Raw genomic sequence first — 14532 nt, 5'->3', positions numbered from 1 at the left:
CTGTGGCTCAGTGCAGGATCAGATCCGGTTCCTTTGCACCGAGGGCGTCGTATTCGCCCTCATCCGCCGAAGCGCGCACCACCCCGAGGCCGGAAACACGCTGTCCGAAGATGTCCATCATCGGGATGTCGCGGATAGCGAGTTCCTGCGCCTGGCGCAGTTCGGTTCCCCGAACCAGGCCCTGCAGGTAGGCGACAAAAACCTCCGGCGGTTGCTTGGTGCCTGACTTGAACAACTTCCTCGCGAGACGACGCTCTTTGCGCCGCTGCTTAGCGCGGTTGCGCTCTTTCATTCCCGGCCCTCCCCAGTTGCGACTGGTGCGATCGTGCCGAAACGGACTTGGTGTTGCCTGTCCATCCATGTCAGCAGAAGGCAGTCTTGCAAAAGGACGTTGGCCTTTCAATCCAGTACTTAGGCGAATTCGGAAATAGGTTAAACGCGGGCAGTTCCGCGAAAGGAAACAGAACTCCGGTCGGCTGTAACCGAACGTCAGTTCCGCCTCCTTGAAGTAGAAGGGGCGGAACGCAGTTCGAGAAACAAACAGAAGGACGAAAATGGCAACGCCGGTTCGCCAGCGATACCGATGTTAACCATATGTTAACGATCTTATTGTGTGATCCTGCTAGTCAGCGAAGCGCGACCACGGATGGACTGGCGCGCTGCGGTGATACACACCAAGAGGTCGGCCCTGTGCCGACCTTTTGTTTTTGGAACTCCTGCATGAAGCGTCTGGCCTCCTCGTTCGCATGATCTTCTTCACCGCCGACACGCATTTCAGCGATCCGCGTGTGCTCAGGATCGATCGTCGACCTTTCGCGAGCACAGAAGATCATGACGCGGCGCTGATCGCCACCTGGAACGAGCTCGTCGGCCCTCGCGATGAGGTCTGGCATCTTGGCGATTTTGCCCGCGGCACCCGGCTCCACGTCGAAAACCTCCTGTCGCGCCTGAACGGCCACAAACACCTGATCATCGGCAACAACGATCCCGTGGAAACCGCCGAGGCTTCCGGTTGGACAAGCGTCGCGCACTACAAGGAACTGCTTCTCGGCGATCAGCGGCTGGTCCTGTGTCATTACCCCTTCAGGACCTGGAACGGCATGGGCAGAAAGGCCATCAACCTGCATGGTCACTCGCATGGACGCTTGTCACCCGGGACGCGGCAGTTCGATGTGGGGGTCGATCCACAGCGGCTTCGGCCTGTGACGCTTGAACAGGTGGTCGCGAGCCGCAAACGTGGCAAGGCGCAGGGCGCAACGTCCAGAGCAAAGAAAAACGAGATTTGATCCTGTGAACACGACCAACACGGAGCCGAGGAAGATCGCCATCATCGGCAGCGGGGCGATCGGTGGCTATGTCGCCAGCCAACTCGCACCCAGGCATGGCGTCGTGCTGTGTGTCCGCACACCCTTTGAAAAGCTGGTGATCGTTGAAAAAGGCGAAGAGATGGAGGTGCCCGTGCGGATCGCCTCCGATCCGGCTGATGTCGGTCCCGTCGACTGGATCCTTGTCACAACCAAGGCGCAGGATGTTGCCGGCGCCGCGGAATGGTTCGCCGCGCTGAGTGGCCAGGAAACCGTAACCGTGATGATCCAGAACGGCATTGATCACGAGGCGCGCGTGCGCCCGCTGCTTGGCGCCGGTGCACCTGTGATCCCATCCATCATCGTGTGCTCGGTGGAGCGCAAGAAGCCGGGCTACATTGTCCATCACGGCCGGGCGCACATCACCGTCCCGGCCGGCGGGCAGTCCGAAGCCTTTGCCGAACTCTTCACCGGATCGACCTTCAAGGTCGAAGCGGTGGATGACTTTCTCACGGTTTCCTGGAAGAAGCTGATGTCGAACGCGATGGTCAATCCCGTCACCTCGCTGACGCTTCGCCGCCTTACGGTCACAACAGAACCGCTCGTTGCGCCCGTGGTGCGCGAACTCGGCAGGGAGGTCGTGGCTGTGGCACGGGCAGCCGGAGCCAAGCTCACCAATGAGGATGTGGAGCGAAATCTCGCAGGCTTCGCCGACGCCCCGGGTGGCGGTTCGTCCATGCTGTACGACCGGCTGCTAGGTCGACCGCTTGAATATGAATACATCACCGGTGCGGTGGTCGCGACCGCTGACCGGCTGGGTGTGCCGGTGCCGATAAACCGCACCATTCTGGCCCTGATCAGCGGCGCGAGCGGCCACAAGCTGGATGGTTCGGAATGATCAAGCGGGGGACGAGCGATACCGCTCGGCCCAATTGGTGATCCAGTCGCGAACCACGCGCACGACCGGCCCTTTCGCACGGGCGCTTTCCACCAGGTAATAAGTCCACGGACTGGCGGGGCGCACCGCAAAGGGCTCCACAAGCAAGCCGCGCTGCAGATAGGTTTCGGCGATCGACAGCTGGGCTGCCGTGCAACCTGCCCCCGCAACCGCCAGCTCCATGGCGATGTTGGAAACATTGGTGGTGAAGGATTTGCGCTGCCGGGCGGGATCAAGCTCCAGCGCCTCGCAGAACTGCCGCCAATATTCCTGCCGGCTGTGCACGGCGATCCAATCGAATTGGAGAAGATCGGAGGGCGACCGGAGTTCGGCGGCAAGCGAGGGTGCGCAAAGCAGCGCGAGCGGATCGTTCCACAAGGCGACGCTGTCGGCGGGGCGATGGTCGAACCGGTCAACGGTGATGGTGATGTCCGGCACCGTCCGGTCGGCCTCTTCCCAAACAGTCCCGTGTAAAACAAGCTCGATATCGCGATACGTCCTCCGAAATTCTGCCAGGCACCGCGGCAGCCAGTTCTCCGCAAGGCTGATCGGAGCCGAAATCACGACGGTGCGGTTCTTGGCCGATGCGATGATGGCGTCCGTGGCATCCTGGATCTGATCGAGCGCTTGGCGCAGCGTCGGCAAAAAGGCCTCACCCATTTCGGTCAGACGAAGGCTGCGCGGGTAACGAACAAAGAGCGGGCGGCCGATCAGCTTTTCCAGCGCCCTCACATGGCTGCTGATGGCAGCCTGCGTGTAGCCCAGTTCCACAGCCGCAGCGGTGAAGCTGAGGTGCCGGGCGGAGGCCTCAAAGGAGCGGATATAGGTGAGCGGGGCGGCGGGCTTCATGGTGACACCAAGACAAGCACAGTTGCCCCTTGTTGTTCGACCCCTCAGCGGTTGTTTTCAGAGCATTTGCTGGATGCCCCGATGCAATGCCCTCATTTTCTGGAAGTCATAGCCCTAGATTTAATCAAAACAGGCAAGGCACGGCCTGCGCTACAACGCAGCCAGCGGAACTGGCTCGGAGGAACGTTTCCATGCGCACGCATGCTCAGGCGGTGGTGATCGGCGGCGGGCTGATCGGCTGTTCGATCCTTTACCATCTGACCAAGCTCGGCTGGACTGATGTCGTGCTTTTGGAGCGCGACGAACTCACCTCTGGCTCGACCTGGCACGCAGCGGCAAACATTCATGGGCTCCACGACAGCACGAACATCAGCCGGCTGCAGCATTACACGATGGGGCTCTACAAGGAGCTCGAAAAGGAAACCGGCCAAAGCTGCGGCGTCTTTCAGCCGGGCTCGCTCTATCTCGCCCAAACGGAGGCGCGAGAGCACCAGTTGCGGCTTCAGGAAGCCAAGGCCCGCCGCTACGGCATGAACTTCTACGAAGTGACGCGTGACGAAGCCGAGCGGCTACATCCCCTAGTCGACTTCAACGGCATCCGCTGCATCATGTTCGAACCGGAAGGCGGCAATGTCGATCCGTCGGGCGTCACGGCAGCCTATGCAGCCGGCGCGCGCCAGCGTGGCGCGGAAATCCATCGCTTCACGCCGGTAACGGCGACCAATCAGCAGGGTGACGGAAGCTGGGTCGTCCGTACACCCAAGGGCGAGATCAAGACCCAATGGGTGGTGAATGCCGCCGGGCTATGGGCGCGTGAAGTCGCCGCGATGGCCGGCGTCACGCTGCCGCTGATCCCAACCGAACACCAGTATTTCGTCACGGAGACCATCCCCGCCATCGCTGAGATGGGCCATCGCCTGCCTTCAGTGGCGGATCGCGATGGCGAATATTACCTGCGCCAGGAGGGGCTGGGTCTCTTGGTCGGCGCCTATGAGCGGCGCATGAAGTTCTGGGCAGAAGACAGTACGCCGCTTGATTTTGGCCACGAGCTTTTCGCGGATGACCTCGAGCGCATTGAAGAAAACATGATGCGCGCCATCGAGCGTGTGCCGGCGGTTGGCGAAACGGGCATCAAGCGCGTCATCAATGGGCCGATGATCTGGTCGCCCGACAGTGCGGCCTTGTTCGGACCCGTGCCTGAGCTTTCCAACTACTTTTGCTGCAACGGCATTATTCCGGGCTTCTCGCAATCCGGCGGCCTGGGCCGCCTGTCGGCTGAATGGATCGTTGAAGGCGAGCCGACGCTCGACATGTTCGGCTGGGATCTCGCCCGCTTCGGCTCATGGGCGGACAAGGCGTTCACGAAGGCGCGCGTGCAGGACCAATACGCGCATCGCTTCAAGATCCACTTCCCCAACGAGGAACGCGCCGCAGGCCGGCCGGTACGGACACGTCCGGTCCACGCGATGCAGAAAGCCATGGGCGGCGTTTTCGGCCTAAACTACGGCTGGGAACACCCACTGTGGTACGCGGCCGAAGGCGAGCCGACGGAGGAAACAATCGGCTTCAAGCGCCAGAACTGGTGGGGCCCGGTGGGTCGCGAAGTCAAGATGTTGCGCGAACGCGTCGGCGTCATCGACATCTCCAACTATGCCAAATATCGCGTGAAAGGCCCGGGCGCGGAAAGCTGGCTGAACGCTCTTCTCGCGAACCGCATGCCAACGGCCGCCGGCCGCTCCTGCCTGTCGCCCTTGATCGGGGTGCGCGGCGGCATTGCCGGCGACTTCACGGTGACCCGCCTTGCCGAGCATGAGTTCATGGTGATCGGCTCCGGCATGGCCGAGCGCTACCACTCGCGCTTCTTCCGTGCCGTGCCGCTGCCGGAAGGCACCACCTTCACATCCCAAACGGAAGCGCTGTGCGGCTTCAACATCGCCGGTCCGCTCGCCCGGGACGTGCTGGCGGGTCTTACGGACGCGGATCTTTCAACCAAAGCCTTTCCCTTCATGCGCTCGCAGGAGATCACGGTCGCCGGCGTGGAGGTTCTGGCGCTGCGTGTTTCCTTTACCGGCGACCTCGGCTGGGAATTGCACTGCATGGTCGAAGACCAAGCCAGGCTTTACAACGCGCTGCTTGCCGCGGTGCGATCGGTTGGTGGTGGCCCTGTCGGCTCACGAGCGCTGATGTCGCTGCGCGTTGAAAAGGGCTATGGCAGCTGGGGTCGCGAATATTCGCCGGAATACTGGCCGCAGGAAGTGGGCTTCGCCCGGCTGGTGAAGCTCGACAAGGGGCCTTTCCTCAACCGCGACGCTTATGTCGCCATAGCCGAAAAGCCGGCGCGCGACCGCCTGGTGATGTTTGCCATCGAGGTGGATGACGCGGACGCCACAGGCGGTGAGCCGGTGTTCCTGCCGGACGGCACGCCGCTCGGCAACGTGACATCCGGCGCGTACGGCTTTTCGGTGGGACGTTCCCTGGCGCTGGGCTATGTGAAGGCCGACCGCGCTGGGCCCGGCGATGAGGTCACGGTCGCCATTCTGGGGCGCCCGCACAAGGCCGTGATCCTGCACGAGCCGCCGTTTGACCCGGAAGGCCGCAAGCTTCGCGCATGAGATCGCGGTCGTCGTACAGCCAGCGGGAGCCGCTTACTTGGTATCGATCTTTATTGCGCCTGCGTCCTTGAAGGCCGTGCGGGCGCGATCGAGCTCGTCCTTGCTGATGTCGGCCGATACGGTGATGGAGCCGCTGAGCGCGGGCTCGAATTTCGAGCCTTCTGCGTCGTCCTCGGAAGCATCACCGCCGGACACCTGTGTTCCGGCCGAGTTTTCGGCATCGGAAGCCTGCACGAAGACATCCGTGCGCTCGACACCGTAATCCTGCACCAGGTGTTCAATCGCGATATCAGCGGCTTCGCGCGTCGCGAAGGTTCCCACGAGGGTGATTGTGCTGTCGTCAGACATGGCTTGCTCCTGAAAACGCGGCACCCTTTGCACCGCGCGGAACAACCCGTGAGCCGGCACTGCGTTCCGTCGAAGCGCCGCTTCGGCCTCGAAGCAAATGAGAGGGAACATTCTGGAAGGGAAATGGTGGAGCCAAGCGGGATCGAACCGCTGACCTCCTGCATGCCATGCAGGCGCTCTCCCAGCTGAGCTATGGCCCCAGATTTTTACGGCGCTTGTGTCGCCGTTTGGTGCTGGCCAGACGGTCGGTGCCATCGTGGTGCGCGGCTTCTAGCCGTGCTTCTCGCGAAGATCAAGCCCTCGCGAGAAGGTTCGTCGTAAAAGCAGTTGGGCGGGGATGCCAGGGCTGCCGCTTGGGCAGGTCCTAGACCTCGTCCTCGTCGTCGCCGCCGCGCACGATGTCGTTCATGTCGTCGTCTTCATCTTCCTCGTCTTCAAGGAAGGTGTCGTCGTCATCGTCGCCGAGATCCACGTCATCTTCGTCTTCGTCGATGTCCGGCAGGTTCTCGTCGTCCTTGCCCTCTTCGTCGACATCATCCAGCGAAATGGTTTCGACCGCATCTTCGGCCTCTTCCGTTTCAGGCTTCTCTTCCGGTTCTTCGGCACGGGCCGCAGCGCGCGTCGGCGCCGCGGTGGTTTCAAAGAAGCTCAAAGGATAGCTCTTGCCGGTATAAGGCGAAACGATCGGATCTTTGTTGAGATCGTAGAACTTGCGCCCGGTTTCGGGGCAGACACGCTTGGTGCCCAGCTCTGGATTTGCCACGGTTGCCTCGTGTCTCATGGAGCCATGCGGCACTCCCCTCCGCCGGGAATGCTCATGCCAGTCCTGTTGAAAAAGTGGGGTCCCCATACAAACAGTTCCCCCACCTGTCAAAGGCTTTGGACCGGCACCGGCCCGGTGTTGCCGGGCTCGCGCGAAAGAGTGGGCAACGCAGGGCCTGGAAAGGCGGGAAACAGCAGGGGCAACCAGGGATGACCGGTTCCCCAAAGGGTGTTAGGAGGCGCTCACTCAGTGTCCACCCGTGCAAGCACCAGAAGCTCCGCCCATGTCGCATTCAACCCAAGCCAGGCCAGCCACCGCGCATAAGGGCGCGCCGTTGAAGGGCCGCGTGCGCGTGCCTGGCGACAAGTCAATTTCCCACCGGGCCTTCATGTTTGGCGGGCTGGCATCCGGTGAAACACGCATCACCGGCCTTTTGGAAGGCGAGGATGTGCTGCGCACCGGTGAAGCCATGAAGGCGATGGGCGCGGTGATCAGCCGGACCGGAGACGAATGGGTGATCCAGGGCACCGGCAATGGCTGCCTTTTGCAACCGGAAGCCCCGCTTGATTTCGGTAATGCCGGCACGGGATCGCGGCTGACCATGGGTTTGGTGGGCACCTACGACATGGAAACCACCTTTGTTGGCGACGCGTCCTTGTCCAAGCGGCCAATGGCGCGCGTGCTCGACCCTTTGCGGGAAATGGGCGTGCAGGTGCTGCGCGCGGCCGAGGGCGATCGCATGCCGATCACCTTGCGCGGACCAAAACACGCAGCGCCGATCACCTATCGCGTGCCCATGGCATCGGCGCAGGTGAAGTCGGCCGTTCTGCTCGCCGGCCTGAACACGCCGGGCGTCACCACGGTGCTTGAGCCGGTGATGACGCGGGACCATACGGAAAAGATGCTGCGCGGCTTTGGTGCCGAGCTGGAGGTGGAAACGGACGCAAATGGCCTGCGGACCATTCGCATTCAGGGCCAGGGCCGGCTCACCGGGCAGGTCATTGCCGTGCCGGGCGACCCGTCTTCGGCCGCCTTTCCGTTGGTGGCCGCCCTTCTGGTGCCGGGCTCGGACATCGTGATCGAGAATGTCCTGATGAACCCAACCCGCACGGGCCTGATCCTCACCCTGCAGGAGATGGGTGCTTCGATCGATCTCCTCGACCGCCGCAGTGCCGGCGGTGAGGACGTGGCGGATCTGCGGGTCCGTTCGTCCGATCTGCGCGGCGTGGTCGTTCCGCCGGAGCGCGCGCCCTCCATGATCGATGAATACCCGGTGCTGGCCGTGGCAGCCGCTTTTGCGGAAGGCACAACGGTGATGGAGGGTCTGGACGAACTGCGGGTGAAGGAATCGGATCGGCTCGCCGCGGTGGCCGCTGGCCTGAAGGCGAACGGGGTCGAATGCCGCGAAGGCGAAGCGTCCTTGTCGGTGACCGGTCAGCCTGATGGAAAAGGACTCGGCGGCGGCACCGTCGCCACGCATCTCGATCACCGCATCGCCATGGCGTTTCTGGTGATGGGCCTTGCCGCCGAGAAAGCCGTCACGGTGGATGATCAAACGATGATTAGCACGAGCTTTCCCGAATTCATGGATTTGATGACGGGCCTTGGTGCCGAAATCCAGACCGACCGGGCTGCGTAAGCAGGCGCTGGCGCGAAAGGATCAAACATCATGCGTGCAGGTTGGATCTGAGCCCACGATGCAGACCCCTCTCATCATCGCGATCGACGGCCCGGCAGCATCCGGAAAAGGGACGCTGGCGCGCAGGCTCGCGGCAAATCTCGGCTTGCGCCACCTCGACACGGGTTTGACCTATCGGGCAACGGCGCATCGCCTGTTGCAGCACGGCCTGCCGCTCGAAAACCTGTCGGCTGCCGAAACGGCGGCGCGGCAGGTCGATCTCCATGACCTCGATCGCACGACCCTGTCGCAGCACGAGATCGGAGAAGCCGCTTCCAAGATCGCGGTGATGCCCTCCGTTCGGCGCATCCTGGTCGACAAGCAGCGGGAGTTTGCGTCGGCAATGCCTGGAGCTGTGCTCGACGGGCGCGACATCGGCACGGTTGTGTGCCCGCAGGCCAAGGTGAAGCTTTACGTTACCGCTGCCGCACCGGTTCGCGCACGGCGACGACACGAGGAACTGCTCGCCAAGAACGGCAGCGATGATTTCGACGCCATCCTCGCCGACATCGAGCGCCGAGACGCGCGGGACATGGCTCGCGACGACTCGCCCTTGCGACCAGCTGTCGACGCCTACTTGCTGGATACGTCGCAAATGGATATAGAAGCCGCGTTTTCAGCAGCCAAAGTGATCATCAACGACGCTCTGGCTGCCGAACGCAAGATCTAGCTTCGGCACGTTTTCGGTTCCCCTGCGGGAACCGAACCGCCGATCGAGATTGAAACCGCCTGCCTGCATTCCACTGCGCCGAACCAGCCGCCGACAAGCGGCAGGGCACCAAGATGCCCGGGATGTTCGGCAGGCAAACGCAACGCAAACCCATGGCGCTGCCGCACCCGGGATACGGGACACGCGGCCTCCAGGAGATTATATGTCGAAAGCCAATCCATCCCGCGACGATTTTGCAAGCCTTCTCGAAGAGTCGTTTTCTGAAAACGCTTCCACCGAGGGCGCCGTTGTCCGGGGAACCGTGACCGCCATCGAAAAGGACATGGCGATCATCGATGTCGGCCTGAAGGTCGAAGGCCGCGTGCCGCTGAAAGAATTCGGCGCCAAGGCAAAGGACGGTCAGCTCAAGGTGGGCGACACCGTTGAAGTTTACGTCGAGCGCATCGAAAACGCGCTGGGCGAAGCCATGCTGTCGCGCGACAAGGCTCGCCGCGAAGAAAGCTGGGTTCGCCTGGAAGAGAAGTTCAACGCCGGCGAGCGCGTCGAAGGCGTCATCTTCAACCAGGTCAAGGGCGGCTTCACGGTCGATCTCGACGGCGCAGTGGCGTTCCTGCCGCGCTCCCAGGTTGATATCCGCCCGATCCGCGACGTCACCCCGCTGATGCACAACCCGCAGCCGTTCGAGATCCTGAAGATGGATCGTCGTCGCGGCAACATCGTTGTTTCACGCCGCACGGTTCTTGAAGAGTCGCGCGCTGAACAGCGGTCCGAGATCGTCCAGAACCTCGAAGAGGGTCAGGTGGTCGAGGGTGTGGTCAAGAACATCACCGATTACGGTGCGTTCGTTGATCTGGGCGGCATCGACGGCCTGCTCCATGTCACCGACATGGCCTGGCGCCGCGTCAACCATCCGACCGAGATCCTCAACATCGGTCAGACGGTCAAGGTGCAGATCATCCGCATCAACCAGGAAACCCATCGTATCTCGCTCGGCATGAAGCAGCTCGAGAGCGATCCGTGGTCCGACATCGGCACCAAGTTCCCCATCGGAAAGAAGATCTCCGGCACCGTCACGAACATCACCGATTACGGTGCGTTTGTTGAGCTGGAGCCGGGCATCGAAGGCCTGATCCACGTGTCGGAAATGTCTTGGACGAAGAAGAACGTCCATCCGGGCAAGATCCTGTCGACCACGCAGGCTGTCGATGTTGTCGTGCTCGAGGTCGATCCGTCCAAGCGCCGCATCTCCCTCGGTCTCAAGCAGACGCTCGAGAACCCATGGGAAGCCTTCGCACGCAACCATCCGGTTGGCAGCCAGGTCGAAGGCGAGGTCAAGAACAAGACCGAGTTCGGCCTGTTCATCGGTCTCGATGGCGATGTCGATGGCATGGTCCACCTGTCGGATCTCGACTGGAACCGTCCGGGCGAGCAGGTCATCGAGGAGTTCAACCGCGGTGACATGGTGCAGGCACAGGTTCTCGACGTCGATGTCGAGAAGGAGCGCATCTCGCTCGGGATCAAGCAACTCGGCAAGGATGCCGTTGGTGAAGCAGCTTCCTCGGGTGAACTGCGCAAGAACGCGGTTGTGACCTGTGAAGTGACGGCGATCACCGATGGCGGCATCGAGGTTCGCCTCGTTGACCACGACATCGACAGCTTCATCCGTCGCGCCGACTTGTCGCGTGACCGCGATGAGCAGCGTCCGGAGCGCTTCTCGGTCGGCCAGAAGGTGGACGCGCGCGTCATCGCCTTCGACAAGAAGACTCGCAAGCTGCAGGTTTCCATCAAGGCGCTGGAAATCTTCGAAGAAAAGGAAGCCGTGGCTCAATACGGTTCCACAGACTCCGGCGCGTCGCTCGGCGACATCCTGGGCGCGGCCCTCAAGAACCGCGGCGGCAACTAAGCTCCGGTTCACGATCGAAAATAAAAACCCGCCGGAGCGATCCGGCGGGTTTTTTGTTGTCTTGCGGCTGGCTCAGTTCAGAAGGCCCGCCCGATCTTCGCGTCCACTGAGTAGCGATTGGCGCCGCGCACGGCGAAGAACAGCATTACGGCGGCCCAGATGATCGACAGCTCGGCGCCCGAATAGCCCTCATTCTGGACGATCCAGTGGAAATATACGGTCACCATCAAGACCACGAAGGCGGCGAAGGCGGAAGGGCGGGTCAGGAAGCCGATGGCGATGAAGATGCCGCCGAAGAACTCGGTGCAGGCCAGAAGCAGCGACCACAAGGAGCCCGGATAAAAGCCGAGGCTTTCCACCATTCCGGCCGCTCCGAAAGGGTTCGCGATTTTGCCTGTTCCATGGGTGACAAGGGCAAGGCCAACCACCACGCGCAGCAGCGTTTCGACGCCGTCGTGGGCGAAAAGGTAAAAGCGGCCGAGCGCGGGGATAAACAGGCGCGACGACGTCGCGGGGGTCGGTTGCATGTGGAATAAGCTCCGGATCAAGAGGGTGATACACCCGCGACCAAGGCGAAAGCCGATGCAACGTCAACTCACCAAGCCTTGAAACGTTGAGACGCACTGTTCGACGGCTGTTGGGCTGAAGTTCATCCCTCGCGGGACAGAGCATCCTTCAAGCGCGTTGAAAAGCACTGACAAGAGCGGCAAGACGCGCTTTGCCTCGCCGAGGAAAGCGCATATATCGCTGCCCAGCACAGGCATCCGCGCCGGAGACCCAGACAATGACCACCATCAAGTCCACCCCGAAGCTTGCAACGGTATTCGGCGGCTCGGGCTTCCTTGGCCGTTACATCGTTCGCTCGCTGGCAAAACGGGGCTTCCAGGTGCGCGTCGCGTGCCGCAGGCCGGAACTGGCCGGCCATGTGCAGCCGCTGGGCAATGTTGGCCAGATCCATGCCGTGCAGGCGAATCTGCGCCACCGCTGGTCTGTGGATCGTGCCGTGGAAGGCGCGGACTACGTGGTCAACGCCGTCGGGCTGCTAGCCGAAAGCGGTCGCCAAAGCTTCTCGTCGGTTCAGGATGAAGGAGCGCGTGCGGTTGCGGAGGCCGCCCGATCCGTGGGCGCAGGCCTGACGCATATTTCTGCAATCGGTGCGGACCCGAACTCCGAGTCGGGCTATGCGCAAAGCAAGGCGCGTGGCGAGCAGGGCGTGCGGGAGGTGATTCCCGATGCGGTGATCCTTCGGCCGTCGATCGTGTTCGGCCCCGAAGACCAGTTCTTCAACCGCTTCGCCGACATGGCTCGCATTTCACCCTTCCTGCCGCTGCTTGGCGGCGGCCACACCCGATTACAACCGGTTTATGCCGGCGATATCGGCGAAGTGGTCGGCATGGCTGGTGAAAATCGCGTCGCGCCGGGCCTTTATGAACTCGGCGGCCCCGAGGTCCTCACGTTCCGCGAATGCATGGAACACATGCTCCAGGTAATCGACCGCAAGCGCGTCTTTATCCCGATCCCCTGGCCGATCGCGCGCCTGCAGGGTGCTGTTCTGGGCATGCTTCCGGGCAAGCTTCTCACCAGCGACCAGGTGAAGCTGCTGCAACGCGACAATGTGGTTTCAGCAGAAGCGGAACAGGCCGGCCGGACGCTGTTGGGCCTCGGCATCACGCCGGAATCCATCGACGCCCTGTTGCCGAGCTATCTGTGGCGCTACCGACTGGCCGGGCAATACACGCGGGTCGGCAAGCAGGCCTGAGCGTTCCCCGCTCTGCTCAGCCGAAAGCGAGCAGAGCGAGCAGGCCAACCGTTCCCACCGCCAGGCGCCACCAGCCGAACAGGGCGTAGCCGCGCTTCGACACGAAATCGAGCAGCGAGCGGACAACAAACACGCCGACAATGAACGCCGTAATGAAGCCGGCCCCGATGATCGGAAGGTCGGCTGCCGTCAGCACGTCCCAGTTCTTCAGGAGGTCGAGCGTGAAAGCGCCGGCCATCGTGGGCATGGCGAGAAAAAACGAGAACTCGGCCGCCGAACGCTTGCTGGCGCCCATCAGGAGCGCGCCGACGATGGTCGCACCCGACCTTGACGTGCCGGGGATCATCGCAAGGCACTGGAAGAAGCCGATCTTCAGGCAAAGCGACAGCGGGTAGTCGATGAGATCGTGATAACGCGGCTGTTCCGCGCGCCGGTCGACCCAAAGCAGAACCAGGCCGCCGAGGATCAGCGCAATGCAGATGGTCATCGGCGATTCAAACAGCACCGTCTTGATGAAGTCATGGGCAAGGGCGCCGATGATGGCGGCGGGAAGAAAGGCGACCAGGATGCCGAGCACGAAATGCTGCACCGGACGGCTGCGAGGCAGTGCCACCGCGATTTCCCACAAACGGCTCGCGTAAACGGTCAGGATCGCGAGGATAGCACCCAGCTGGATCAGAACTTCAAAGGCCTTGCCTGTCGATTCGAAGCCGAGGAAATGGCCAGCCAGCAGCAGATGGCCAGTGGAAGACACCGGAATAAACTCGGTCAGGCCTTCCAGCGCGCCAAGGAGCAGCGCTTCCACGATCGACTGGTCTGCCATGATGAAAAGTACCTCGATGGAAAGGCTGGGGAGGGCGGCGGGACCTTGTCACCCCAAGCTTGTCCCAGCCATTTGCTTGTCAGGCCGGACAAGGGAACTTATAGAAGCGACAATCGCGCGACGCTCCCATTCCGGCGCCGTTTAACGGCTTCAACGGTTTATCGCCAGCCTCTCATTACCAAAGCGGAAATGCTGACCCTTTTCCATCACCCAATGTCCGCCTCAAGCCGGTTCATTCGCCTTATCTTCGCGGAATACGGCGAAGAGATTGCCTTGATCGAGGAAAAGCCCTGGGCGCGCCGCAAGGAGTTCCTTGCCTTGAACCCCGCGGGCGCAATTCCCGTTCTTTTGGCCGAAGGCGATGTTCCGATCTCGGGCGGTACGGTGATTGCCGAATATGTCGACGAAACGCGTGGCGTGCTGAAGCGAGACCGTCGCTTGTTTGCCGATAGCTCGCTGGATCGGGCGGAAATCCGCCGGCTGATCGACTGGTATCTGGGCAAGGCCGAAAACGAAGTGACACGCCATCTTGTGCGCGAACGGGTGTTCAAGCCGCTGATGCCGGCCGGCGAAGGTGGTGGCTCGCCGGAAGCCGCGGTAATCCGCACGGCGCGCTCGAACCTGAAGCAGCATGTGAAATACACGAATTGGCTGGCAGGCACCCGCAATTGGCTCGCCGGCGACAAGATCACCTATGCCGACATGGCCGCCGCCGGTGTGCTCTCGGTGCTCGACTATCTTGGCGAGATCAACTGGTCGGAATGCCCGGCCGCGAAGGATTGGTACACGCGCATGAAATCGCGCCCATCCTTCCGTCCGCTCCTAACCGATCGCGTGCGCGGCATTTCGCCCGTGTCGCATTACGCCGATCTGGATTTCTGAGCCG

The 14532-nt window shown here is 62.0% G+C and carries 14 protein-coding genes and 1 tRNA gene; 8 read left to right on the top strand and 7 right to left on the bottom strand.

Going from position 1 to position 14532, the window contains the following annotated elements:
- Positions 1–7: 7 nt before the first annotated feature.
- On the bottom strand, positions 8–292 hold the full coding sequence (locus J5Y06_RS01050) for a hypothetical protein (protein ID WP_209333261.1): 285 nt from the start codon (positions 290–292) through the stop codon (positions 8–10).
- 454 nt (positions 293–746) lie between these two features.
- Here J5Y06_RS01050 and J5Y06_RS01045 point away from each other — a divergent pair, with 454 nt between their 5' ends.
- Both J5Y06_RS01045 and J5Y06_RS01040 read left to right on the top strand, forming a co-directional pair.
- Positions 747–1286: a metallophosphoesterase family protein gene (locus tag J5Y06_RS01045; RefSeq protein ID WP_209334309.1), complete on the top strand. Its 540-nt coding sequence runs from the start codon at positions 747–749 to the stop codon at positions 1284–1286.
- Between the two features lie 4 nt (positions 1287–1290).
- Positions 1291–2202 (top strand): 2-dehydropantoate 2-reductase, encoded by a 912-nt coding sequence (locus tag J5Y06_RS01040; RefSeq protein ID WP_209333260.1) that lies wholly within the window; start codon positions 1291–1293, stop codon positions 2200–2202.
- Here the strand turns inward: J5Y06_RS01040 and J5Y06_RS01035 are convergent, their stop codons facing one another.
- Positions 2203–3090, bottom strand: a complete 888-nt coding sequence (locus J5Y06_RS01035) for a LysR substrate-binding domain-containing protein (protein WP_209333259.1) — start codon at positions 3088–3090, stop codon at positions 2203–2205. It lies immediately after the preceding gene.
- 191 nt (positions 3091–3281) lie between these two features.
- On the opposite strand from J5Y06_RS01035, the gene J5Y06_RS01030 reads away from it, so the two are divergent.
- Positions 3282–5702: a GcvT family protein gene (locus tag J5Y06_RS01030; RefSeq protein WP_209333258.1), complete on the top strand. Its 2421-nt coding sequence runs from the start codon at positions 3282–3284 to the stop codon at positions 5700–5702.
- Between the two features lie 33 nt (positions 5703–5735).
- On the opposite strand, the gene J5Y06_RS01025 is transcribed toward J5Y06_RS01030, so the two are convergent.
- From J5Y06_RS01025 to J5Y06_RS01015, 3 genes are all read right to left on the bottom strand, one after another.
- Positions 5736–6050, bottom strand: a complete 315-nt coding sequence (locus J5Y06_RS01025) for a hypothetical protein (RefSeq protein WP_209333257.1) — start codon at positions 6048–6050, stop codon at positions 5736–5738.
- A gap of 124 nt (positions 6051–6174) precedes the next feature.
- Positions 6175–6250: transfer RNA gene (locus tag J5Y06_RS01020), tRNA-Ala, on the bottom strand.
- Between the two features lie 164 nt (positions 6251–6414).
- The gene (locus J5Y06_RS01015) at positions 6415–6813 is read right to left on the bottom strand and encodes a TIGR02300 family protein (RefSeq protein WP_209334308.1); all 399 of its coding nucleotides are present in this window, start codon (positions 6811–6813) and stop codon (positions 6415–6417) included.
- A 283-nt stretch (positions 6814–7096) separates the two neighbouring features.
- On the opposite strand from J5Y06_RS01015, the gene aroA reads away from it, so the two are divergent.
- The 3 genes from aroA (at position 7097) to rpsA (ending at position 11064) form a co-directional block, all read left to right on the top strand.
- Positions 7097–8452 (top strand): 3-phosphoshikimate 1-carboxyvinyltransferase, encoded by a 1356-nt coding sequence (aroA, locus tag J5Y06_RS01010; RefSeq protein ID WP_209333256.1) that lies wholly within the window; start codon positions 7097–7099, stop codon positions 8450–8452.
- A gap of 58 nt (positions 8453–8510) precedes the next feature.
- Entirely contained in the window at positions 8511–9161 is a 651-nt protein-coding gene (cmk, locus tag J5Y06_RS01005) for a (d)CMP kinase (RefSeq protein WP_209333255.1), read from the top strand.
- A gap of 202 nt (positions 9162–9363) precedes the next feature.
- Complete coding sequence (rpsA, locus tag J5Y06_RS01000) at positions 9364–11064, top strand: 30S ribosomal protein S1 (RefSeq protein WP_209333254.1); 1701 nt, start codon at positions 9364–9366, stop codon at positions 11062–11064.
- Positions 11065–11141: 77 nt separating this feature from the next.
- Here the strand turns inward: rpsA and J5Y06_RS00995 are convergent, their stop codons facing one another.
- Complete coding sequence (locus tag J5Y06_RS00995; RefSeq protein WP_209333253.1) at positions 11142–11591, bottom strand: DoxX family protein; 450 nt, start codon at positions 11589–11591, stop codon at positions 11142–11144.
- A gap of 257 nt (positions 11592–11848) precedes the next feature.
- Here J5Y06_RS00995 and J5Y06_RS00990 point away from each other — a divergent pair, with 257 nt between their 5' ends.
- A complete protein-coding gene (locus tag J5Y06_RS00990; RefSeq protein ID WP_209333252.1) occupies positions 11849–12823 on the top strand; it encodes a complex I NDUFA9 subunit family protein in 975 nt (324 codons plus the stop codon).
- Positions 12824–12839: 16 nt separating this feature from the next.
- Here J5Y06_RS00990 and J5Y06_RS00985 read toward each other — a convergent pair whose 3' ends face one another.
- Positions 12840–13646 carry an undecaprenyl-diphosphate phosphatase gene (locus tag J5Y06_RS00985; RefSeq protein ID WP_209333251.1) on the bottom strand — a complete coding sequence of 269 codons (807 nt, stop codon included), beginning with the start codon at positions 13644–13646 and terminating at the stop codon, positions 12840–12842.
- 189 nt (positions 13647–13835) lie between these two features.
- On the opposite strand from J5Y06_RS00985, the gene J5Y06_RS00980 reads away from it, so the two are divergent.
- Positions 13836–14528, top strand: coding sequence for a glutathione S-transferase family protein (locus J5Y06_RS00980; protein WP_209333250.1), 693 nt, complete (start codon positions 13836–13838; stop codon positions 14526–14528).
- Positions 14529–14532: the final 4 nt, after the last annotated feature.

The organism is Tianweitania sediminis (assembly GCF_017813335.1).
Taxonomy (GTDB): Bacteria; Pseudomonadota; Alphaproteobacteria; order Rhizobiales; family Rhizobiaceae; genus Tianweitania; species Tianweitania sediminis.
The sequence above is the reverse complement of the archived record's forward strand: the minus strand, read 5'-3'. Positions and strand labels throughout refer to the sequence as shown.

Bases quoted from the DNA above. Each gene is read 5' to 3' on its own strand.
- J5Y06_RS00995 (WP_209333253.1), bottom strand. From the start codon at position 11,591: ATGCAACCGACCCCCGCGACGTCGTCGCGCCTGTTTATCCCCGCGCTC.
- J5Y06_RS00980 (WP_209333250.1), top strand. From the start codon at position 13,836: ATGCTGACCCTTTTCCATCACCCAATGTCCGCCTCAAGCCGGTTCATT.
- J5Y06_RS01025 (WP_209333257.1), bottom strand. From the start codon at position 6,050: ATGTCTGACGACAGCACAATCACCCTCGTGGGAACCTTCGCGACGCGC.
- rpsA (WP_209333254.1), top strand. From the start codon at position 9,364: ATGTCGAAAGCCAATCCATCCCGCGACGATTTTGCAAGCCTTCTCGAA.
- aroA (WP_209333256.1), top strand. From the start codon at position 7,097: ATGTCGCATTCAACCCAAGCCAGGCCAGCCACCGCGCATAAGGGCGCG.
- J5Y06_RS00990 (WP_209333252.1), top strand. From the start codon at position 11,849: ATGACCACCATCAAGTCCACCCCGAAGCTTGCAACGGTATTCGGCGGC.
- J5Y06_RS00985 (WP_209333251.1), bottom strand. From the start codon at position 13,646: ATGGCAGACCAGTCGATCGTGGAAGCGCTGCTCCTTGGCGCGCTGGAA.
- J5Y06_RS01030 (WP_209333258.1), top strand. From the start codon at position 3,282: ATGCGCACGCATGCTCAGGCGGTGGTGATCGGCGGCGGGCTGATCGGC.
- J5Y06_RS01045 (WP_209334309.1), top strand. From the start codon at position 747: ATGATCTTCTTCACCGCCGACACGCATTTCAGCGATCCGCGTGTGCTC.
- J5Y06_RS01035 (WP_209333259.1), bottom strand. From the start codon at position 3,090: ATGAAGCCCGCCGCCCCGCTCACCTATATCCGCTCCTTTGAGGCCTCC.
- cmk (WP_209333255.1), top strand. From the start codon at position 8,511: ATGCAGACCCCTCTCATCATCGCGATCGACGGCCCGGCAGCATCCGGA.
- J5Y06_RS01050 (WP_209333261.1), bottom strand. From the start codon at position 292: ATGAAAGAGCGCAACCGCGCTAAGCAGCGGCGCAAAGAGCGTCGTCTC.